We start from the raw sequence: 20,510 nt of genomic DNA on the forward strand, positions 1-20,510 counted from the left end.
TTCTATATTTGATAAAATCTTATTGCTATGAAGTTTTTATCATTAAAGTATCTATTAACCAATGCAAAATCCTCTTTTTTAAGATTTCCATTAGTCATCCTATCCTCTTTTATTGCTGTGGTTATTTCTATCATCCTAGTTGAGTATGATGATGAGATTATAAACAAACTGCCCTATATAAATACTTTACTGACTTTTTATCTGGGGGTACCACTGTTTTTTTGTATCAGAATTTTTAATAAAAAAAACAATCTAAGCACTAAACAACAAAACTTACTTCAAATTTCTGGTCTTGTTTTATTGGGAATTATTTACATTTCACTCCCTTCCATAGAAAGCACTCATAATACTTCTGTTCCTTATATAAGGTATGGCGTTTATAATGTAATTGTTCACCTACTTGTTTCATTTGCTCCTTATATAAAAACAAAAGAATTAAATGGTTTTTGGAATTACAACAAAGCATTGTTTTTAAGAATATGTACCTCCGTTTTATACGCTAGTTTTATATACATTGGACTAATTCTAGCAATTTTTGCTGTCAAAACTTTGTTTGATGTTCAAATACATGAAAAATTATATTTTGATATTTACATTGTAATTATTGGATTATTTAATACTTGGTTTTTTGTAGCAGGTGTTCCAGAAAACTTGAATGAACTACAAAATATTACAGAATACCCTAAAGGCCTAAAAATTTTCACACAATATGTACTACTACCGCTGCTCATTATTTATTTGGTGATTTTATACATCTATACAGGTAAAATCATGATGCTTTGGGATTGGCCTCAAGGAATAGTTTCCTATTTGGTTTCAGGAATTTCAATTTTAGGTTTTTTCAATATTTTGTTAATGTATCCCTATGGGAAAACACAAGAAAATGAATGGATACAAAAATTTTCTAAAGCTTTTTATTATCTCCTTATCCCCTTAGTTGTAGTTTTATTTATTGCTCTTAGTATGAGAGTTGCTGATTATGGAATTACACTTAAAAGATACGCTGCCATTGCACTGGCCATTTGGATTAGTATTGTATGTATCTATTTTATTTTTAAAAAGAATAACATCAAGTTTATTCCTATTTCACTAGCTATAATATTATTTATTACCTCATTTGGACCATGGGGTATGTTTTCAGTAAGTAAAAAAAATCAAACAAAAAGACTGATTACTTTTTTAAATAAATATGAACTTATTCAAGATGGTAAAATAAAAAATGAAGTTTTATGGGAAATAGATAGTCTTCCTAAACTATATAGTAAAAATAAATTCTCTAACGCCAATATCCTACCTGACTCCATCCACAATGAACTACAATCGATCATTAATTATTTAGATGATTATCATGGATTCTATTCAATAAGACCTTTATTTACTCAAAACATTGATTCATTAATTAATATTGCTTCCAACCAAAACAAATACATCTACGAATCTAGAATCTACATGGAATCTTTAGGACTGAAAAATGGAAAAAAATACAAATCTAATTTTGCTTCAAACTCCTGGTTTTCATTCAACCAAAACACAACAATTTTAAATGTTAAAGAATATGATTACCTGTTACCTTTTCTATTCAACAAAAACTCCTCAAAATCTACCCACTTTGACATAGATGGTAGTCATTATACATTTAAAAGAAAAAAGGATTTATTAATTTTGTCATCAGAAAACGACACCATTCAGGTAGGTATACAACAAATCGCTAATAAACTCATTAAAGAATATGGAACAACAAGCGTTAAAAATATTCCAACTGCAAAAATGTCTGTTGTTAAAACTTTAAACAAAGTAAAATTTAAAATAGATTTTCAGAATATTAACTTAAGTGATGTTGATACCTTATCGATCAACAATATTAATGGAAATCTATACATTAAGACCTATGAAAAAAGACATTAAAATACCAGAAATTAAAGACGTTTTTATGGCCGTTGTAAAAGAATATAACGATGAATTTAAATGTGAAGACTGGAACATTTACTTGGTTAATGACAAGGATGAAGATTTAGAAATGGCTATTATTGTTTCTAAAGGATATGATGAAGACAAAATGATTGAAACTTCTGTAATGCGTAAAACCATTGATAAATTACCCGCTAAATCTTTTGCAAAAGTAGAATTGATACAGCCAGATTTATTTAAGTTGACAAACTTTTTTAACACTACTTTCTTTGTTGGAAATACTATGTATGACAAAAAGTATGTATTTGAAAAAAACACCATTAAAGAAGGTGCTTTACGAGTAATTAAGCAATTAAACAAAGAAGGAATTATTGCCAAATAATCTTTCTAAGCATATAACAAAAACCCCATCTTTAAAAGATGGGGTTTTTATTTTAGTCTAAATTTTCAGACAATAACTTAAAGTGTTTTCTAGGGCTTTTTCCTTCGTATATCACACTATAAACCGTATCGATAATAGGTGTTTTAGCTCCATTTACCTGATTGATTTCATAAGCAGATTTTAAAGCGTAATAACCCTCTGCTACCATTTTCATTTCCATCATGGCAGATTTTACAGTATATCCTTTTCCAATCATAGTTCCAAACATTCGGTTTCTACTAAATGTTGAATATCCTGTCACCAACAAATCTCCTAAATAAGCAGAATCGTTAATATTACGTTTCATTTTATGAACCTTTTTAATGTAACGTTTCATTTCTCTAACTGCGTTAGACATCAAAACAGCTTGGTAATTATCACCATATCCTAAACCATGTGCAATACCTGCTGCAATAGCATAAATATTTTTTAACATGGCCGCATATTCGGTTCCAATAATATCATCCGAAGTTTTACAAAAAATATAATCCGACGTTAAGCAATCTGCCAAACATTTTGCCTTTTCTTCATCTTGACAAGCAACGGTTAAATAAGACAACCTCTCTAAAGCAACTTCTTCTGCATGACAGGGTCCTGTAATCACTCCAATATTATCAAAAGGAATTCCGTAAGTTTCGTTTAAATGCTCTCCTACAATCATTCCCGTTTCCGGAACAATTCCTTTAATGGCCGAAAAAACCATTTTATCTTTTAAAGAAACCGTTAATTTTGAAAGTTCTGTATTTAAAAAAGCAGATGGAATGGCAAAAATGATGATTTCTGCATACTCAACTAATTCGTTAATATCATCAGACAATAAAAGTTGATTCGTTTTAAATTCAACCGAAGTTAAATAATTAGGATTATGATTATGCTCCTTAATATACTCAATAGCAGTAGTATTACGCATATACCAACCAACCTGATCTACCTTTTCACACAACATTTTAACAATAGCTGTTGCCCAACTACCACCTCCTAACACAACTACTTTTGTATCTTTCTTCATTAAAACACATCATTTTTAATTCACTCAAAAGTAAGATTTATCTACGTAATTAAAAGGTTAAATGCATATAAATCACAAATCAATCCTTATTTTTAACCTAGTTAAAACAAAATATATTTATGCAAATCTCTAAATTACCAAAGCTATCAGAAAGTATTTTTTCTACCATGTCTGCTTTAGCAAATGAGCATAATGCTATTAATTTATCTCAGGGCTTTCCTAATTTTAAAACCTCCGAAAAATTACAGCAATTGGTTACAGAGGCCATGCAAAAAGGACACAATCAATATGCACCTATGCGTGGTGACATGGAATTAAGAGAAGTGATTGCTGATAAAATATATAAAAGTTACCAAACCAACTACCACCCTACAAACGAAATTACCATTACCGCTGGAGCTACCGAAGCTTTGTTTAATGCCATCACTGCTTTTGTTCATAAAGATGATGAAGTAATTATTTTTAAACCTGCTTTTGATAGTTATGAACCTGTGGTAAGATTAAATGGTGGTATTCCTGTTTTTATTCAACTAAACTATCCTGACTACAAAGTAAACTGGGAGGAAGTAGCCGATAAAATTAGTACTAAAACAAGAATGATTATTGTAAACACACCACTAAATCCCACAGGAACTCTGTTTGATAAAAGTGATATGTTGGCTTTACAAAACATCATAAAAAACACTGACATTATTGTGATAAGTGATGAGGTTTACGAACACATGACATATGATGGATTTACACACGAAAGTGTTTGTAAATATCCTATTTTAAGAGAACATAGTTTTGTGATTGCTTCTTTTGGAAAAACTTTTCACAATACTGGATGGAAAATGGGTTATGCAGCGGCTCCAAAACATTTAATGGATGAATTTGTAAAAGTGCATGAGTTTAATGTATTTAGCATAAACACACCCTATCAAAAAGCATTTGCGACCTTTATACAAGACGAAAACAACTACAATTATTTAAATAAATTTTATCAAGATAAAAGAGACTTATTTTTAGATGGAATTAAAAATAGTAAATTTACTTTTACACCTAGTAAAGGAACTTATTTTCAGTTGTTAAAATATGATGCCATTACTAAAGAAAACGATGTTGAATTTGCAAAAAGATTGGTAAAAGAATTTAAAATTGCAACCATTCCTATTTCAGTATTTAACACCAACCAATTAGACGAAAAAGTATTACGTTTTTGTTTTGCTAAAACAGACGAAACCATTAAAAAAGCTACAGAAATATTATGTCAGATTCATTAAACATCACCCTTGTTCAACCAGATGTTATTTGGATGAATAACCTAACAAACCTTGAAAATTTAGACAAACAATTAGGCAATATCAAAACAGATTTAATTGTATTGCCGGAAATGTTTTCTACTGGTTTTTGCATGGAACCTTCTAAAATAGCAGAAACCATGGATGGACTTTCTGTGTTATGGATGTTAAAAACTGCCAAAAGATTAAATTGTGCTGTTTGTGGATCGTTAAGTATTCAAGAGAAAAACAAATACTACAATCGTTTTTTATTTGTAACACCCAATGGAATTGAAGTCAGCTATGATAAAAAACACTTGTTTTCTTATGGAAAAGAAAATGAAGTTTATACCGCTGGAAAAAAATCAACCACCATTCATTACAAAGGATGGAAAATAAAACCTTTTATTTGTTACGATTTGCGTTTTCCTGTTTGGTCTCGTAACACCAACAATTACGATTTGGCCTTATATGTAGCTAATTGGCCAGCCAATAGATCTTTTGCATGGAATAGTTTGTTGACTGCTAGAGCTATTGAAAATATGAGCTATGTAGTGGCAGTAAACAGAATAGGAATAGATGGAAACGAATTAAAATACCAAGGAGATTCTAAAGTGATTGATCCTTTAGGAGAAACTTTAATTGACTTAAAAGAATCTAAAACAGTTAGACAAATCAACCTAAAAATAAATCACTTAGAAAAAGTAAGAAATAAGTTTAAGTTCCTAGAAGACAAGGATGAGTTTAAGTTTAAAGATTAATCTTACTCTTTACTTCTTGCTCAACCTCAGCAAACAATTCCTCAAAAGATTTGTCTGCTACTTTTATAGGTTCGTGAGTTTCAATTGTCATCGTAATACCAATATTCATTGGAAATTGTCCGTATTCCCACAATTTCCATGAGTTATTAATACTTACTGGAATGACCACAGCATTTGGAGCAAACTTAGCAAGGATTTTTAAACCGTTTTCAGAAAATCTTTTAGGTTGTCCATCTCTACTACGAGTTCCTTCAGGAAAAATAATTCCAGAACGATTGTACTCTTTTAAATATTTGGCAAACTTCCCAATTTCAGACAATGCCTGTCTTGCATCTTTTCTATCAATTAAAGCAGACCCTCCGTATTTTAAATTAAAAGAAACACTTGGCAAGCCTTTTCCTAATTCCTTTTTAGCAATATATTTTGGATGTAATTTTCTAAAAAACCATCCTAAAGGAGAAATCTCGTGGGTACTTTGGTGATTAGAAACAATGATATGAGGGACAGAAGCATCAAACTGATACTTATTGATAAATTTTACTCTTGTCCCTAAAATATAAAGGGATAATGTTAATAGCAAATTTAAAATATCTACAACTTTTTTATGCGCTGAGTAACCACCAACTTTTAAAGAAATCCATTGAATTGGATGAAAAACACATAATAAAAATCCGTAAACCAAATAAAACAATACCGATAAAGGATAAGCCAATAGGCTCTTCCCTAAAGGCATTTTTTTATGCTTAGTCATAAGATGCAATTATTGAATTAAAACCATTGTGACCATGGAATTCTTGCTAAAATCAACAGCAATCCTATTCCGTAAAAAATAGCGAAGGACTTAAATTTAGCTTTGTCTTCTGTTAATTTTTTATGGCGAGACCATCCCACAGTAATCAATGCAATAGCAATAACCATGGTTAATGGGTGCTCTACACTCATTAAACGAATCTCACTATCTTTCATCGCTCCACCCATACCTAATCTTCTTAATTCAGCATACCAATCAGAAACATAATAAGTAATTAAACCTACTAAAAACTGGGTGTGTGTTAAAATCAAAGCGATTAATCCTAATTTACGATCTCCTGCTTTAAACTTTTCTTCTCTTTTTAAACTCATTACGGCATTAAACACAACCATTGCGATGGCAATTAATGCAAATGCTGCTAAAATTGAATGTACTGTTCTCATCTTTCTGTTTTTTGGTCAGACAAATTTAAGTATTTAGATTTATTATCAGCCATTAAATATTCAGCTCTTGAAGGCACCAAACATTTTCTGTTTTCCCACAAGCCATAATATTCTTCTTTTGGAATGATATTCCCTAAACTATCTATGTATTGCTGGTTCTTTGTTTGATAAATCATTTTCATTTTACCATCAATTACCGCTTGTCTTACTACTTCAATCCTCTCCGCTTTAGACAAATGTTCTTTTTTATGCTCTTTGTATAATGCCAATCCGACACTATTATTAAACAAATCCATTTCAGAGCTTATTTTATCTGGCAACACTCCATCTTCCAATTTATGTTCTTTGTAAAACTCGTAATTACCTTTTTCATGCTCTTTTCCTAAACTTCTGGCAGATCTCCAACCAATTTCTTCGGCCAAACTCCACATCCAAAAAGCATGTTTAAAAGCATCTAATTGATTTCCTACATGATGATTCCCCATCACCCCTATATTTAAAATAGAATCTATAGTATGTTCAACATCTTTAGAAACTCTGTAAGCTCTTTTGGCTTTAAATGGATGAAAAATCACCCAGCACTTTTCATGTGAACTTAATTTTTTATATCCTTTGTATGATTGTGAATACGTTTGATTTAAAATTCCCATTCCAAAAAACAGGAACAATAAGCATTTAAGAGTGGTTGGGCTCTTCATAATTTTTTAGTTGATGGTTAATTACTTCTTTTACTTTATTTCATGTCTGATTTTACTTCGCCAAAAATAGAATATATTTGCGCTATATCTTATTTAATTTGAGCACACTTAAATCCTTTTTAAAAAACACCTTTATTTACGGAATTGCAGCTGTTTTACCCAAAGCAGTAAATGTTTTTTTAGTAGGGCTACATACCAAAACACTTGAAAACACTAGTCAATACAACGAAATTACTGAGTTTTACGTATGGGCTGCCTATTTTAATGTATTATTAACCTTTGGAATGGAAACTACTTTTTTTAGGTTTTTTAATTCCGAAAAAGACAAGAACAATGTATTAAGCACCTCTTTTTGTGCGGTAGCCATCGTTACTTTTTGTTTATTAACGCCATTATTTATTTTTTCAGAAACCATCGCTTCCTTTATTGATATTAAAGAAACTCTACATTTTAGAACTTTAGTTGGGGTTTTGCTTTTTGATACTTTGGTTGTGATTCCTTTCGCTTATTTAAGAGTAAAAAACAAAGCATTAAACTACGCTATATTTAAAGTTTTAAATGTTTCTGTTTTTGCTTTTTTTAACATTCTATTCTTGTGGTATTTACCTAAAAAAGAAATTAATACTTCTTTAAATTGGTATCCAACCTCATCTAAAGGTGGGTACGTATATCTATCAAATTTACTTGCAAGCGGGCTTACTTTTTTGATGGTATTACCCATGTTTTTAAAGTTTAAATTAAAAATAGATTTTTCTCTATTAAAAAAAATGTTGAAATATGGATGGCCTATTTTAATTGCGGGAATCGCCTATATCACTAACGAAAATTTGGATAAACTAATTTTGCCCAGATTTTTAAACGAAAGCATTGCTGGTGCTTATGCAGGAACCTATAAACTAGGTGTATTTATGTCTTTATTTATTATGGCATTTAAACTTGGGGCAGAACCTTTTTTCTTTAATGTATCTCACAAAGAAAATGCCCGTGAAACTTATGCCATTATTTTAAAATGGTTTACCGTATTGGGAGCTTTTATCGTCTTAACCATTGTCGCTTACATTGATTTCTTCGCACATCTTTTACTAAAAAAACCTGAATACTTTGAAACTTTAGCCATTGTCCCGATCATATTATTAGCCAATCTTTTATTAGGGATTTACAATAACTTATCGGTTTGGTACAAAAACACCAATCAAACCAAATACGGGATGTATTTTTCTATTTTAGGAGGAATATTAACCATTATAGGATTGCTAATTTTTGTGCCACTTTTTGGATATATGGGAGCTGCATGGGTGACGTTTTTTGTATACGCCATGATGATGATTACCTCTTATCTATACGGACAAAAACACTACAAAACACCTTATGAGGTTTCTAAAATATTAAGTTTGTTTTTATTGATTACCGCTCTTTGTTTTATCTCCTTTTATGTTCTAAGAGGACAAATCATGATCAATACTATTTTATTAATTGCAACTTTTGCTTTGGTTCTTTTTAGTGAAAGAGATTTTATCAAACAAAGATTTTTAAAGTCTAAATAAGACCTTACTTTTGCCTTAAATTCTATTTTTATGAAAGTACAAATCATCAACAAGTCTAAACACAACCTGCCTCAATACGAAACTAGCGGAGCTGCGGGTTTAGATTTAAAAGCCAACATAGAAGAAAGTATTTTCTTAAAGCCATTAGAACGTGCAATCATAAAAACAGGATTGTTTATAGCTTTGCCACAAGGTTATGAAGCACAAGTGAGACCTAGAAGTGGTTTGGCCGCAAAAAAAGGAATTACTGTATTAAATTCACCAGGAACAGTTGATGCTGATTACCGTGGAGAAATAGGAGTGATTTTAGTCAACATATCAAACGACGTGTTTGAAGTTACCGATGGAGAGCGTATTGCACAATTGGTGATTGCAAAACACGAACAAGCGGAGTGGATTGAAGTTGAAGAATTAGACAGTACCCAAAGAGGAACAGGTGGATTTGGTAGCACAGGAACTAAATAAAACAGATGAAAAATCAACTTAAAAACATCCTTGAACTAAATTTAGCTTTACTAATTATTGCTACGGCAGCACCCTTTGGAAATTATATTTCTTTACCGCCTAGCATTACTATTTGGTCTAGATGTTTGTTTGCTTTTATAGCCATTGCTATTTATATGAAACTTAAAAAAACTAGCTTTAAGTTTGATATTTCTAAAGACGGTCGTGCTTTTTTAATTTCTGCCATTTTACAAGGAGGACATTGGATTACTTATTTCTATGCACTACAATTAGCTGGTGCAGGATTAGGAATTATTTCATTATTTACCTATCCTATTTTTACCACTTTACTAGAACCCCTAATCCGAAAAACTACGTTTAACCCTAAACATTTATTTCTTGGCCTTATTGTTTTATTAGGGCTTTACATTTTAACTCCTGAATTTAGTTTTGGAAATGATACTACCTTAGGAATTGGTTTTGGAGTTATTTCTGCTATTTTTTATGCCATCAGAAATATTTTAATGAAAAACTTAGTAACCAACCATGATGCTACAAAACTAATGTTTTATCAAACTGGATTAATTGTTCTAATGTTAGCTCCTGTTTTTACTTTTGTTGATTTTAATCTCAAAAACTACACTTCTCAACTACCTCATTTGGTCATTTTAGGTGTTTTTACAACAGCTTTAGGTCACACTTATTTGGTTAGTAATTTCAAAAACTTCTCGGCAACAAGTGCTTCTTTATTAAGTTGTGTACAGCCATTATATGGAAGCCTATTGGCTTTCCTTTTTCTAAATGAAATCCCTACCATTTCTACTGTTACTGGAGGATTTATTATTGTTTCTGCAGTAGTTCTAGAAACTTTTATTGCCAAAAAAAACTAACATCTTTTAATTAATTTTCCCGGCAATACCTGAACCAATCCTTTCATTTCTAATTGAAAAATAAAGTTTGATACTTTGTATATTGGAATTCCACTTGTTCTTGCTATTTCATCCGCATGCATGGCATTGACAGCCAATAAATCATAAATTTCTTTTTCGCCCCCTTCCAACTCAACAAACAGTTGAGGTTGTACAATTTTAACCTCTTTCACTGTTGATTTTTTCCATCCTAATTGCTCAATTAAATCTTCCCCAGAAGTGAATAATGCTGCTTTGTGATTTTTAATCAACTCATTACAACCTTTACTATACACATCAGTAGTTCTTCCCGGTAAAGCAAACACATCTTTGTTATAAGAATTGGCAATATCTGCCGTAACCAAAGAACCTCCTTTAAAAGCTGATTCTATTACAATAGTCGCTTGACTGATCCCCGCTACAATTCTATTCCTTTTTAAAAAATTCTCTCTTAAAGGCTGTTCATCATAAGTGAATTCTGACAAAAAACCACCACTTTCTTTCATCTCTTGATAAAATCTTTTATGCTCATTTGGATACACCGTTCCATAGCCATGGGCCAAAACTGCAGCCGTAGGCAAATCATTTTTTAAAGCTTCTAAATGCGCACAAATATCTACTCCAAAAGCAAAACCACTCACAATTAAGGGTTGATATTCTTTTACAGCAGCAATCAAATCAGCACAAAATCCACGACCGTAACTAGACATATTTCTAGTTCCTACAATGCTAATAATTTTTTGATAAGCATTAAAATCACTTCCTCCATCTTGAAACAAAATCAAAGGAGCATCGGCACAATGCAACAAATGTTTGGGATAATTTTTGTCTTGATAATACAAACATTTTAAACCTTTTGAAATGGCTCTATTTAATTCTTTTTCTGCGTTTAATAAAGAAGCTTTTGAAAACAATTGATGAAACAAGTTCATATTTACCTCCTTTTCAATTCTCTTTTGTTGATGGGCTTCAAATAACTGAACAGCGCTTCCATAAATAGCAATTAATTTTTTGGCTGTAACAGCACCCACTCCTTTGGTTTCTTGCAAAGCCAAAGCATACATGAGTTCCTTAAAATTCATTTTCAATTTTTACAAAAAGATACAAAAATGTTTCTTTTAAAAAAGACTTGCTAAGTATTGACACTGTTCATTTTTTTAATATTTTTGTTATATGCAGTTATCAAAATACATTAGCGATTTATTATACAGGTACGAGTGTGTGATCGTTCCTAACTTTGGAGGGTTTGTAAGCCACACCATTCCTAGTAAGAGAAATGTTGAAAATCATCAATTTACACCTCCTACCAAAACGATTTCTTTTAACATAAACCTTCAAAAAAATGATGGTTTATTGATTAATCACATCGCAAAATCACTGAATATTTCTTTTGATCATGCTGCCTCTATGGTGCAAAACACTGTGGAAAATTGGCAAAAAAATCTGCAAGAAAGTCCTTTGTTATTAAACAACATTGGACAATTTACTTTAGAAAATGAACAATTGATTTTTGAACCATTAAACAAAATCAACTATTTAACGAGTTCTTTTGGATTAAGTGATGTTAGTGCTGATTATATTTTAAGAAATAACATTGTTACACCTAAAACAGAAGTAAAAAGGTCTTACGGAAAATATTTTGCTGCTGCAGCAGTCATTGCAGGTCTGTTTTTTGCAAGTAGCGTATATGTGCAACAGCAAATAAATCAACAAGAAATTGTAGATCAACAGGCGGTTACCAACCAAATTCAACAAGCTTCTTTTAATATTTTAAAACCTTTACCAGCGGTAACTTTAACTATTGAAAAAGAAGCGATTAAAGAAATCTCTTATAAATATCACATTATAGCAGGAGCTTTTAAAGAACCTGAAAACGCTATTAAAAAAGTGGATTTATTAAAAGAAAAAGGATTTAACGCTAGTATTATTGGTTTAAATAAATGGGGATTAACACAAGTAAGCTATGCTTCTTTTAACGATAAAAGAGATGCCATTAATACTTTGAATGCCATTCGTATAAAAGACAATAAACACGCATGGCTTTTCATCAATGAATAAACAATAAACCTTATCTTTAAGCATAAGTTTTATTGATATTTTATGAAAGCAAAAACATCATCGGCTTCTTTAGCCATTACTACTGATATTATTTTACCAAGTGACACCAATGCGCTTCACGGTTTGTTTGGAGGGGAGTTACTAGCTCGTGTTGACAGAATTTGTTGTATTGCCGCACAAAGACACGCCAACGCTATTTGTGTAACTGTATCGGTTAACAATGTGTCTTTTGGAAAAGTAATCCCTTTAGGAAGCATGATGACCATCAAAGCACAAGTATCTAGATCTTTTTCTTCCTCTATGGAAGTTATTGCAGATGTATATTTAGAAGATAGAGATTCTGGTATTCAAACCAAAGTAAACGAAGCTATTTACACTTTTGTAGCAGTAGACAACAACGGAAAACCTATACCTGTTCCAGAATTAATTCCTGAAACAGATTTAGAAAAACAACGCTATCAAAACGCATTACAACGCAGACAACTAAGTTTAGTAGTTGCAGGTAAAATGAAACCTAAAGATGCTACTGAATTAAAATCTTTGTTTGAGTAAAGCACTATCAAAAATAATATTAGCTAATTTTTAGAATAATAAATCTTCTATACGCTTAATGGTATCTTGTTTAGAAATAGAAAGTCTAACAATAGTATCGGCTGTACACAAAAGACTATGAGGAACATTGGCGTCTAAAGAAATCATGTCTCCTTTTTTCATCTTTACCTTTTCATCTTGCACGCTAAATTCTATACTTCCTTCAAAAACAGAAACAATAATGGGATGTTCGGTTTGATGCTTTTTAACCTCCTGCCCTTTCTTCATTACAATTCTAATTTCTTTAGAAAATTCTGTTTCAAATAAAACAGTTAAGGAAGGTTTGGTCTTATATTCTATATCTTTTAACAGGGAAATCACTTTCATGTTTTTTAATTTTAAGTTTGCCTTAAAATAAAGATATTTTTTGAGAACACAATATGACCTAAGTCATATTACAAATTTACATTCTAGCCAGCCAGTAAATTGGATTTTGTCTTTGTGTATCTTTCCAAATTTGGAATTTAAGCTCTGTATTACCTGTTACTTTATCCGTAAAAACAGTTCCCAAGGGTTGTTTTAAATTCACTTCCTGACCTTTACTTACATACACCTTATCTAAGTTATTATATAGAGAGATATAATTCCCATGTTGTATATACACAGCATAACGTCCACTAACAGATTGTATAGCAAGCACTTTCCCTTTAAACACAGCTCTTGCTGTTGCACTTTTCTTAGTTGTTATATGAATTCCTTTACTATCTATTTCAATTCCTTTTAAAGTTGGATGAGGAATGACTCCATAATTTCTTGTTACAATTCCCTCTGCAACAGGCCAAGGCAATTTACCTCTATTTTCTTCAAAACGATTCGCCAATGCTTTTCCTTCTGGTGTTAATGCAAAGCCTGATGTTTTTGCATCAACATCTACTTTTGTTGTCGTCTTTTTTGTTGAGGCTCTAGAAGCTGCAATCGCTTCTCTAATCACACGTTCAATTTCTTCTTCAAGCTTTTTTTCCTGAGCTTGTTTTCGCTTAATTTCTGCTAAATATAACTTTTCCTTAGCTTTTATTTTTTTCATCAAAGCCACCTGAGCTTCTTTTTCAGATTTAATTTTATCGGCTTCTTGTTTGTTACTTCTGGCAAGTGCATCTTTTTGTTTTTTCTGAAAATGAAGTTCTCTTGTTAATGCGGCAACTTTTTCTGTTTTGGCAACAATGGTATCTCCTTGTTTTCTTCTAAAATCTGCATATTGTTGCATGTAGCGAAAACGTTTGTAACCCTGAAAAAAATCTTCGGATGACAATAAAAACATCAATTTACTTTGTTCCGATTTGCTTTTGTATGATTTTAAAATCATTTCGGCATAATCTTCCTTTAAAACCTTTAACTCTTTTTCAAGCGCTTTTACTTGCTTTTCGTTCTTTTTAATTTCTCCTTGTAAAAAATTAGCTTCGGCAGTAATAGCTTTGATTAAATCAGATCTTACTTGAATTTTTTTATTCAAATCATTCAAATAACCCAATAAATTTTCTTCCTTTTTTTGATTTTGGAACAAGAGTTTATTCACCCTAGCAATTTCTTGCTGTAGTTCGGCACGTTTTTTTTCTAATTCTTTTTGTTTGGCTGTTTGGGAAAAAGAAACAGTAAACATTAAAAAAAATGCACAAAGTAATAGGAGTGATTTTTTACTCATTGCTTTCACTATTTTCTTTAGGTTTTAAAATTACTGGCTTGTCACAATCTTTTGGAACTTTATAAGGAAAACTTAAATCCTCATTAAATTTTACATCATTATATTTAATGGTAATAATAGATTCTTTTCCGTTATTTTTCCCTTTAATACTTAGTTCTTTTGGAAACAAAAAGCCATCAACATTTTGATAATTTTTATAATAGGTAGCAAATAAACTTTCCCCAAAAACTTGTTCTATCACCTGAGATTTTGTTTTAAAAGTTAAAGGATAAATAGCAGCTTCTATGTAATAATTTTTATTTCCACTGTCGTAAAGAAAGTAAGAGCGATCACTAATATCCATCTTAAAACGATTTTTCTCGATGTTTAATATCAAATCTCCTACAAATAATTTTTCAAGTACAGCATAAGAAACATCTACTCCAATTAATTGCTTGATAAAATCAAAAGAGCCATCAAAATAAGTTTTATCAAATTTATTATAATAATGAACACTGTCTTTTTCTATCAACATTTTAACTACTGGAATTCCTAAAAAATCTCCGCTAATCCAAATTTTTTCTCCTTTGGAAATTCTAAAATTTAGTCCTAGTTTTTGAGAAGAATTTCCAATTTTGTAAGACATTTTAGCATCTATCTTTACTGTATTGAAATCTGCCTCTTTAAAAGAGTTGGCTTTGTATTCTTTTACCAGTTTTGAGTACCTAAGATGAGGAATTTCAACATCTGGAGCAACACTCTTTTTAGCACCACAAGAAACCATAAAAAACAGCATGATAACTGCTAACAACCTAAATTGCATATACCTAAATTTTGATGCAATATACAATTTATTACTAGGAATCACAGTATCAAATCCCTTTAGGAATGGCTTGAATTAGTGCTTTTGTATACGCTTTTTGTGGTTGGTTATAAATGACATCAGCATCTCCTATTTCCTCTATTTTTCCTTGATTTAATACAATTAATTGATCTGACATAAATTTAACGATGGACAAATCATGAGAAATAAAAAGGTAGGTAAACTCAAATTCCTTTTTTAATTTGTTCAACAAATTCAACACCTGAGCTTGAACCGAAACATCTAAAGCCGATACCGATTCATCACAAATAATTAATTTAGGTTGCAAAGCCAACGCTCTGGCAATTCCAATTCTTTGCCTTTGTCCCCCCGAAAACTCATGAGGATACCTATTGTAATGTTCTTTTTCTAGGCCTACTTTTTCTAACAATTGATAAATATATTTTTTTCTTTCTTGGTTTGATTCCAAAACACGATGTCTAACCATAGGCTCCAAAATAGCTTCTCCAACTTTCATACTTGGGTTTAAAGAAGAATATGGATCTTGAAAAATTAACTGAATTTCTTGTCTGTATTTTTTTCTTTCGGAATGACTAAGGGTTAATAAGTTTACACCTTGGTACCAAATTTCTCCTGCCGTTGCTTTTTCTAATCCTAGAATGGTTCTTCCAATGGTAGATTTTCCACTTCCTGACTCACCTACCAAACCAACCGTTTCTCCTTCGTAAACCTTAAAAGAAACATCATCTACACCTTTAACCACATTCGGTTTTTGAAACCAATTGTTTTTTGAAGTATAGTAGGTTTTTAAATTTTTAACTTCTAACAAAGGTTGTTTGTTATACAATTGCTGATGAAATTCGTTTCTTTCAACTGTACTATATACTTCTTCCGTAAAATCATCTTGTAAATAACTTATCACCGATGGCAACTGTTTTAACCTAATATTTAATTTAGGTTTTGCATTGATTAATGCTTTGGTATAAATTTCTTGCGGATGCAAAAACACATTTTCTACCGTTCCTTGCTCAACAATTTTTCCTTTTTGCATCACAATTACTCGTTGAGCTATTTCGGCAATCAAAGCCAAATCGTGGGTAATAAACAAAATACTCATCCCTGTTTCTTGTTGTAATTCTTTTAACAACAAAACAATTTCATCTTGCACCCTAACATCCAAGGCAGTTGTAGGTTCATCGGCAATTAGCAATTTAGGTTTACAAGCAATGGCCATGGCAATCATCACTCTTTGTTTTTGACCACCTGACAACTCATGCGGATATTGAGTCATCATTTTTTTGGCCCTAGGAAGTTTTACTTTCTCAAACAATTCCATCACAGCTTGGTCTATTTCTTTATTAGACAAATCTGTATGCAAATCCAACACCTCAGCAACTTGTTCTCCACAGGTCAAACTCGGATTTAAAGAAGTCATGGGTTCTTGAAAAATCATACTGATTTCTTTCCCTACAATTTTTCTAAGTTCATTAGGTTCCAAATCTGTTAACGAAACATCCTTATACAAAATACGACCCGTAACTTTTGAAATGTTTTTAGGCAACAAGCCCATCATAGCCATAGAAGTCACCGATTTTCCACTACCAGATTCTCCAACAACTCCCACAATTTGATTGGGCATAATTTCAAAACTCACATCGTGAACCACCTTGTTCTCTATCTGTTGATTTTGAAAGGAAATGTTTAAATTTTGTACACTAAGTATTGGTTTCATTTTAATGTGGAATTGAATTTTAAAATTAACAAAACTATGTTGATATTAGGTTGGTTTGAAACTTAAAGTTGAACATTCTGGCTTACATTTCTAGTTTTGAAAAAATTACTGAGTATAGAATGCTCAGTACTATTTACTTTATTTGTATATATTTGATTTATTAGTCCTTTAAATTTTATATGAATAAAACAAATAAATATTTTTTCATTTTTGGAGCGCTTACTCTGTTTTACTTTTTCTGTTTGAATATTACAACTAAACAAAAGGAAAAGATTGCATTACCTAAGCCTAAAGCTCCTGTTGAAATTAAAAAGGAAACAAAACCTTTAAAAAAATCAGCTACCGGGTACAGATACCGAAAATATGGTCATGTTGCTAAACTTTACCAACGTTTGGCATTACCTGTAACGGAATTATGTATTAAACACAAAGTACCACCAGGAGCAGTATTAAGTATAATTTCTTTAGAATCGGGTTGGGGACAAGGATATATTGGAAGAATTACTGGAAACTTTTTAAGCTTGAATGCTTTTGGTAACGATGCTGAATTGCCTGCCTTAAAAATGCCCAAAGACATTACCACCCAAACTACCATTTTAGACAAACGAAAATTGGCTAAAATTCCCAAAGCCAATATTATTTGGGAAAACAGACCTCCTTCTTTAAAAAAAGATTATCGCCCAGATAGCATTGCAGGAACCACCACTCATTTAGATTTTTTAATCAATCATCCAGATGAAATGACCAAGGCGAATCTTAAAAACGTAGAAGATTTTGTAAGTAGATTTATTTCTCACACCAGTAGTATTAAAGCTTATAATGAAGCAAGAACTTTGTTAGATGAACAAGTAACAGCACATGGAATTGAGATTTTATTTGATGCCAAACTAAATGAAAAATTCATCTACACCATTGGGGGTAGACCCAACTCTTTTAATTTTAGAGAAACTTGGCCTAAAAAAGTGATGAACATCTATAAAAACACAGGAATTAACAAGCTAACCAAAGATTTATACCTCAATAAAAAAACTTTTGAACAGGCTTGGTAACATTCGTTCTAGGTTTTAGATTTAAAATTATTCTCATAACCGTAAGAATTCAATAGAAATTCACACACCTATAACAAACAACTTATAACCGATTAAACTCTCGATTTAAACACCTACTTTTGCACAAAATATTTTTGTGTGAATTATTTATCTATAGAAAACGTTTCCAAGGCTTTTGGAGAACGTGTATTGTTTGAAAACTTATCATTTGGAATTAACAAAGACCAAAAAATTGCCTTTGTAGCCAAAAATGGAACGGGTAAAACACGCTTGTTAGAAATTATTGCGGGAAATGATGTTCCTGATACTGGACAAGTAGTGACTCGTAAAGATTTACATGTTTCTTATCTTTCACAGGAAGATGCTTTTGATGAAAATCAAACAGTAGAGGAAGTTATTTTTGACTCTGATAGCAAAGTCTTAAAAATTGTTCAGGAGTACGAAAAGGCCATTGAAAATCCAGAGGATGCAGAAAGATATCAACTTGCGTTTGACATGATGGATCAATACAACGCTTGGGATTTCGAAACACAATACAAACAAATTTTAACCAAATTAAAATTAGACAACTTACAATTAAAAGTAAGTGGACTTTCTGGGGGGCAACGTAAACGTTTAGCATTGGCTACCGTTTTAATTAGCAAACCAGATTTATTAATTTTAGATGAGCCTACCAACCATTTAGATTTAGAAATGATTGAATGGCTTGAAGATTTTTTTGCCAAAGAAAAAATCACCTTATTTATGGTTACTCACGATCGTTACTTTTTAGAGCGTGTGTGTAATGAAATTATAGAAATGGACAACGGACAGTTGTACAGCTACAAAGGAAACTATTCTTACTATTTAGAAAAAAAAGAAGAACGTATTGAGCTAGAACAAACTGTACAAGCCAAAGCCAAAAACTTGTTTAAAAAAGAATTAGATTGGATGAGACGTCAGCCAAAAGCACGTACCACCAAATCTAAATCTAGAATTGATGACTTTTTTGTGATTAAAGAAAAAGCAAGAGCCAGACGTGCAGAACACAAAGTTCAATTAGAAATAAACATGGAACGTTTAGGAAACAAAATTGTGGAATTTCACAAAGTTTCTAAAGCTTGGGAAAACATGGTGATGTTAGACCAGTTTGATTATAATTTTGGTCGTGGAGAACGTATTGGAATTATTGGAAAAAACGGAACTGGAAAATCATCTTTCTTAAATGTTTTAACAGGAAATACTCCTGTTGATAGTGGAAAAGTTGTGGTGGGAGAAACCATTAAATTTGGATATTATCATCAGTCTGGAATTCAAGTAAAAGAAGGACAAAAAGTTATTGAAGTGATTAAAGAATTTGGGGAATTTATTCCATTAGCCAAAGGACATAAAATATCAGCAAGTCAATTGTTAGAGCGTTTCTTATTTGATAAAAAGAAACAATACGATTTTGTAGAAAAATTAAGTGGAGGAGAACGTAAACGTTTGTATTTATGTACCGTTTTAATTCAGAATCCTAACTTTTTAATTTTAGATGAGCCCACCAACGATTTAGATATTGTAACGCTAAACGTGTTAGAAAGCTTTATGTTAGATTATCCTGGAAACTTAGTTGTGGTCTCTCACGACCGTTATTTTATGGATAAGATTGTAGATTCTTTATTTGTGTTTAGAGGAAATGGAGTGATTGAAAACTTCCCTGGAAACTATTCAGATTTTAGAGCTTACGAAAATTCTGACAATCAAGAAGAGCAAGAAATTGTTCCTACCAAAATAGAAACGGTTAAAGAGAAGCAAAAAACGCCTGCTAAATTAAGTTATGCAGAAAACAAAGAATACATCAACCTTGAAAGCGATATTGCTAAACTAAACAGAAAAAAAGAAGCCATTGAAGCTGAGTTTGCTGAAGGGAAAATAGAAGGTGATGCCATTGACAAAAAATCAATTGAGCTTCAGAAAATTATTGATGACATAGAATTTAAAGAAATGCGTTGGTTTGAATTGAGTGAAAAACTGGAAGGATAAATCTAAATTTTAAACATATTGCATCTCGACTCCGCTCGATGATCTTATCAAGACAAAAAATTCGCTTCCAACATTTTGGAACACTCGATGACATTTTAGAAAAACCTATATCCATAGTAATATTAGGTGTTCGAGCGTGGTCGAGAACTATTATTTTAGACAATATTCAATAAATTACAACATAAAAAACCCCAAACAGAGAGTTCAGTTTGGGGTTTTGTTTTTATATAAAATGTAGCTTTTTAGCTAACATCAATTACTTCTTGAATTTGAGGAGCATGTTTTTTAATGGTCGCTTCTACTCCGTTTTTTAACGTCATTTGATTTACGTTACATCCTACACAAGCCCCTTCCAATTTCACTTTTACAATGTTATCATCAATAGAAATTAAAGAGATATTTCCACCATCAGACTCTAAAAATGGACGAATTTCATCCAAAGCTTTTTCTACATTTATTTGTAACTCTTCTGCGTTCATTTTTTCAATA

At 31.4% G+C, this 20,510-nt stretch carries 21 protein-coding genes; 11 read left to right on the forward strand and 10 right to left on the reverse strand.

Annotated elements, in window-relative coordinates:
• The first annotated feature begins 27 nt into the window (after positions 1-27).
• Positions 28-1,905, forward strand: coding sequence for a DUF4153 domain-containing protein (locus tag QVZ41_RS03205; RefSeq protein WP_302883103.1), 1,878 nt, complete (start codon positions 28-30; stop codon positions 1,903-1,905).
• A complete protein-coding gene (locus tag QVZ41_RS03210) occupies positions 1,889-2,290 on the forward strand; it encodes a hypothetical protein (protein WP_302883104.1) in 402 nt (133 codons plus the stop codon). The genes QVZ41_RS03205 and QVZ41_RS03210 overlap by 17 nt, the downstream gene beginning before the upstream one ends.
• Before the next feature lie 52 nt (positions 2,291-2,342).
• On the opposite strand, the gene QVZ41_RS03215 is transcribed toward QVZ41_RS03210, so the two are convergent.
• A complete protein-coding gene (locus QVZ41_RS03215; protein ID WP_302883105.1) occupies positions 2,343-3,338 on the reverse strand; it encodes an NAD(P)H-dependent glycerol-3-phosphate dehydrogenase in 996 nt (331 codons plus the stop codon).
• 119 nt (positions 3,339-3,457) lie between these two features.
• On the opposite strand from QVZ41_RS03215, the gene QVZ41_RS03220 reads away from it, so the two are divergent.
• Positions 3,458-4,600: a methionine aminotransferase gene (locus QVZ41_RS03220; protein ID WP_302883106.1), complete on the forward strand. Its 1,143-nt coding sequence runs from the start codon at positions 3,458-3,460 to the stop codon at positions 4,598-4,600.
• Positions 4,585-5,358, forward strand: a complete 774-nt coding sequence (locus QVZ41_RS03225) for an amidohydrolase (RefSeq protein WP_302883107.1) — start codon at positions 4,585-4,587, stop codon at positions 5,356-5,358. The genes QVZ41_RS03220 and QVZ41_RS03225 overlap by 16 nt, the downstream gene beginning before the upstream one ends.
• Here the strand turns inward: QVZ41_RS03225 and QVZ41_RS03230 are convergent.
• The 3 genes from QVZ41_RS03230 to QVZ41_RS03240 are packed head-to-tail and all read right to left on the reverse strand — an operon-like array spanning position 5,348 to position 7,250.
• On the reverse strand, positions 5,348-6,109 hold the full coding sequence (locus QVZ41_RS03230; RefSeq protein ID WP_302883108.1) for a lysophospholipid acyltransferase family protein: 762 nt from the start codon (positions 6,107-6,109) through the stop codon (positions 5,348-5,350). The genes QVZ41_RS03225 and QVZ41_RS03230 overlap by 11 nt on opposite strands.
• Before the next feature lie 17 nt (positions 6,110-6,126).
• On the reverse strand, positions 6,127-6,552 hold the full coding sequence (locus QVZ41_RS03235; RefSeq protein WP_302883109.1) for a hypothetical protein: 426 nt from the start codon (positions 6,550-6,552) through the stop codon (positions 6,127-6,129).
• Positions 6,549-7,250 carry a DUF6973 domain-containing protein gene (locus tag QVZ41_RS03240; protein ID WP_302883110.1) on the reverse strand — a complete coding sequence of 234 codons (702 nt, stop codon included), beginning with the start codon at positions 7,248-7,250 and terminating at the stop codon, positions 6,549-6,551. Before QVZ41_RS03240 ends, QVZ41_RS03235 begins: the two co-directional genes overlap by 4 nt.
• A gap of 98 nt (positions 7,251-7,348) precedes the next feature.
• On the opposite strand from QVZ41_RS03240, the gene QVZ41_RS03245 reads away from it, so the two are divergent.
• The 3 genes from QVZ41_RS03245 to QVZ41_RS03255 are packed head-to-tail and all read left to right on the forward strand — an operon-like array spanning position 7,349 to position 10,128.
• Positions 7,349-8,794 (forward strand): oligosaccharide flippase family protein, encoded by a 1,446-nt coding sequence (locus tag QVZ41_RS03245; protein WP_302883111.1) that lies wholly within the window; start codon positions 7,349-7,351, stop codon positions 8,792-8,794.
• 30 nt (positions 8,795-8,824) lie between these two features.
• Positions 8,825-9,259 (forward strand): dUTP diphosphatase, encoded by a 435-nt coding sequence (gene dut, locus QVZ41_RS03250; protein WP_302883112.1) that lies wholly within the window; start codon positions 8,825-8,827, stop codon positions 9,257-9,259.
• 5 nt (positions 9,260-9,264) lie between these two features.
• Complete coding sequence (locus QVZ41_RS03255; protein ID WP_302883113.1) at positions 9,265-10,128, forward strand: DMT family transporter; 864 nt, start codon at positions 9,265-9,267, stop codon at positions 10,126-10,128.
• Here the strand turns inward: QVZ41_RS03255 and dprA are convergent.
• The gene (gene dprA / locus QVZ41_RS03260) at positions 10,125-11,228 is read right to left on the reverse strand and encodes a DNA-processing protein DprA (RefSeq protein ID WP_302883114.1); all 1,104 of its coding nucleotides are present in this window, start codon (positions 11,226-11,228) and stop codon (positions 10,125-10,127) included. The two genes, QVZ41_RS03255 and dprA, sit on opposite strands and share 4 nt — an antisense overlap.
• Before the next feature lie 91 nt (positions 11,229-11,319).
• Between dprA and QVZ41_RS03265 the strand changes: the two genes are divergently transcribed.
• Both QVZ41_RS03265 and QVZ41_RS03270 read left to right on the forward strand, forming a co-directional pair.
• Complete coding sequence (locus QVZ41_RS03265) at positions 11,320-12,204, forward strand: HU domain-containing protein (protein ID WP_302883115.1); 885 nt, start codon at positions 11,320-11,322, stop codon at positions 12,202-12,204.
• A 42-nt stretch (positions 12,205-12,246) separates the two neighbouring features.
• On the forward strand, positions 12,247-12,756 hold the full coding sequence (locus QVZ41_RS03270) for an acyl-CoA thioesterase (RefSeq protein WP_302883116.1): 510 nt from the start codon (positions 12,247-12,249) through the stop codon (positions 12,754-12,756).
• A 30-nt stretch (positions 12,757-12,786) separates the two neighbouring features.
• Here QVZ41_RS03270 and QVZ41_RS03275 read toward each other — a convergent pair whose 3' ends face one another.
• From QVZ41_RS03275 to QVZ41_RS03290, 4 genes are all read right to left on the reverse strand, one after another.
• Positions 12,787-13,122: a cupin domain-containing protein gene (locus tag QVZ41_RS03275; RefSeq protein ID WP_302883117.1), complete on the reverse strand. Its 336-nt coding sequence runs from the start codon at positions 13,120-13,122 to the stop codon at positions 12,787-12,789.
• Between the two features lie 76 nt (positions 13,123-13,198).
• The gene (locus QVZ41_RS03280; RefSeq protein WP_302883118.1) at positions 13,199-14,434 is read right to left on the reverse strand and encodes a murein hydrolase activator EnvC family protein; all 1,236 of its coding nucleotides are present in this window, start codon (positions 14,432-14,434) and stop codon (positions 13,199-13,201) included.
• Positions 14,427-15,236: a lipoprotein insertase outer membrane protein LolB1 gene (lolB1, locus tag QVZ41_RS03285; RefSeq protein ID WP_302883119.1), complete on the reverse strand. Its 810-nt coding sequence runs from the start codon at positions 15,234-15,236 to the stop codon at positions 14,427-14,429. The genes QVZ41_RS03280 and lolB1 overlap by 8 nt, the downstream gene beginning before the upstream one ends.
• Before the next feature lie 49 nt (positions 15,237-15,285).
• Positions 15,286-16,968, reverse strand: coding sequence for an ABC transporter ATP-binding protein (locus QVZ41_RS03290; RefSeq protein ID WP_302883120.1), 1,683 nt, complete (start codon positions 16,966-16,968; stop codon positions 15,286-15,288).
• 242 nt (positions 16,969-17,210) lie between these two features.
• Here QVZ41_RS03290 and QVZ41_RS03295 point away from each other — a divergent pair, with 242 nt between their 5' ends.
• Complete coding sequence (locus QVZ41_RS03295) at positions 17,211-18,017, forward strand: hypothetical protein (protein ID WP_302883121.1); 807 nt, start codon at positions 17,211-17,213, stop codon at positions 18,015-18,017.
• Between the two features lie 138 nt (positions 18,018-18,155).
• A complete protein-coding gene (locus QVZ41_RS03300) occupies positions 18,156-20,021 on the forward strand; it encodes an ABC-F family ATP-binding cassette domain-containing protein (RefSeq protein ID WP_302883122.1) in 1,866 nt (621 codons plus the stop codon).
• 242 nt (positions 20,022-20,263) lie between these two features.
• Here the strand turns inward: QVZ41_RS03300 and QVZ41_RS03305 are convergent, their stop codons facing one another.
• Positions 20,264-20,500 (reverse strand): NifU family protein, encoded by a 237-nt coding sequence (locus QVZ41_RS03305; RefSeq protein ID WP_073117979.1) that lies wholly within the window; start codon positions 20,498-20,500, stop codon positions 20,264-20,266.
• Positions 20,501-20,510: the final 10 nt, after the last annotated feature.

It is taken from the genome of Wenyingzhuangia gilva, from assembly GCF_030519655.1.
Lineage (GTDB): Bacteria > Bacteroidota > Bacteroidia > Flavobacteriales > Flavobacteriaceae > Wenyingzhuangia > Wenyingzhuangia gilva.

Coding starts and splice junctions, on each gene's coding strand:
- QVZ41_RS03275 (WP_302883117.1), bottom strand. CDS start 13,122: ATGAAAGTGATTTCCCTGTTAAAAGATATAGAATATAAGACCAAACCT.
- QVZ41_RS03290 (WP_302883120.1), bottom strand. CDS start 16,968: ATGAAACCAATACTTAGTGTACAAAATTTAAACATTTCCTTTCAAAAT.
- QVZ41_RS03225 (WP_302883107.1), top strand. CDS start 4,585: ATGTCAGATTCATTAAACATCACCCTTGTTCAACCAGATGTTATTTGG.
- QVZ41_RS03230 (WP_302883108.1), bottom strand. CDS start 6,109: ATGACTAAGCATAAAAAAATGCCTTTAGGGAAGAGCCTATTGGCTTAT.
- QVZ41_RS03305 (WP_073117979.1), bottom strand. CDS start 20,500: ATGAACGCAGAAGAGTTACAAATAAATGTAGAAAAAGCTTTGGATGAA.
- QVZ41_RS03235 (WP_302883109.1), bottom strand. CDS start 6,552: ATGAGAACAGTACATTCAATTTTAGCAGCATTTGCATTAATTGCCATC.
- QVZ41_RS03220 (WP_302883106.1), top strand. CDS start 3,458: ATGCAAATCTCTAAATTACCAAAGCTATCAGAAAGTATTTTTTCTACC.
- QVZ41_RS03215 (WP_302883105.1), bottom strand. CDS start 3,338: ATGAAGAAAGATACAAAAGTAGTTGTGTTAGGAGGTGGTAGTTGGGCA.
- QVZ41_RS03270 (WP_302883116.1), top strand. CDS start 12,247: ATGAAAGCAAAAACATCATCGGCTTCTTTAGCCATTACTACTGATATT.
- QVZ41_RS03205 (WP_302883103.1), top strand. CDS start 28: ATGAAGTTTTTATCATTAAAGTATCTATTAACCAATGCAAAATCCTCT.
- QVZ41_RS03240 (WP_302883110.1), bottom strand. CDS start 7,250: ATGAAGAGCCCAACCACTCTTAAATGCTTATTGTTCCTGTTTTTTGGA.
- dprA (WP_302883114.1), bottom strand. CDS start 11,228: ATGAATTTTAAGGAACTCATGTATGCTTTGGCTTTGCAAGAAACCAAA.
- QVZ41_RS03210 (WP_302883104.1), top strand. CDS start 1,889: ATGAAAAAAGACATTAAAATACCAGAAATTAAAGACGTTTTTATGGCC.
- QVZ41_RS03255 (WP_302883113.1), top strand. CDS start 9,265: ATGAAAAATCAACTTAAAAACATCCTTGAACTAAATTTAGCTTTACTA.
- QVZ41_RS03265 (WP_302883115.1), top strand. CDS start 11,320: ATGCAGTTATCAAAATACATTAGCGATTTATTATACAGGTACGAGTGT.
- lolB1 (WP_302883119.1), bottom strand. CDS start 15,236: ATGCAATTTAGGTTGTTAGCAGTTATCATGCTGTTTTTTATGGTTTCT.
- dut (WP_302883112.1), top strand. CDS start 8,825: ATGAAAGTACAAATCATCAACAAGTCTAAACACAACCTGCCTCAATAC.
- QVZ41_RS03280 (WP_302883118.1), bottom strand. CDS start 14,434: ATGAGTAAAAAATCACTCCTATTACTTTGTGCATTTTTTTTAATGTTT.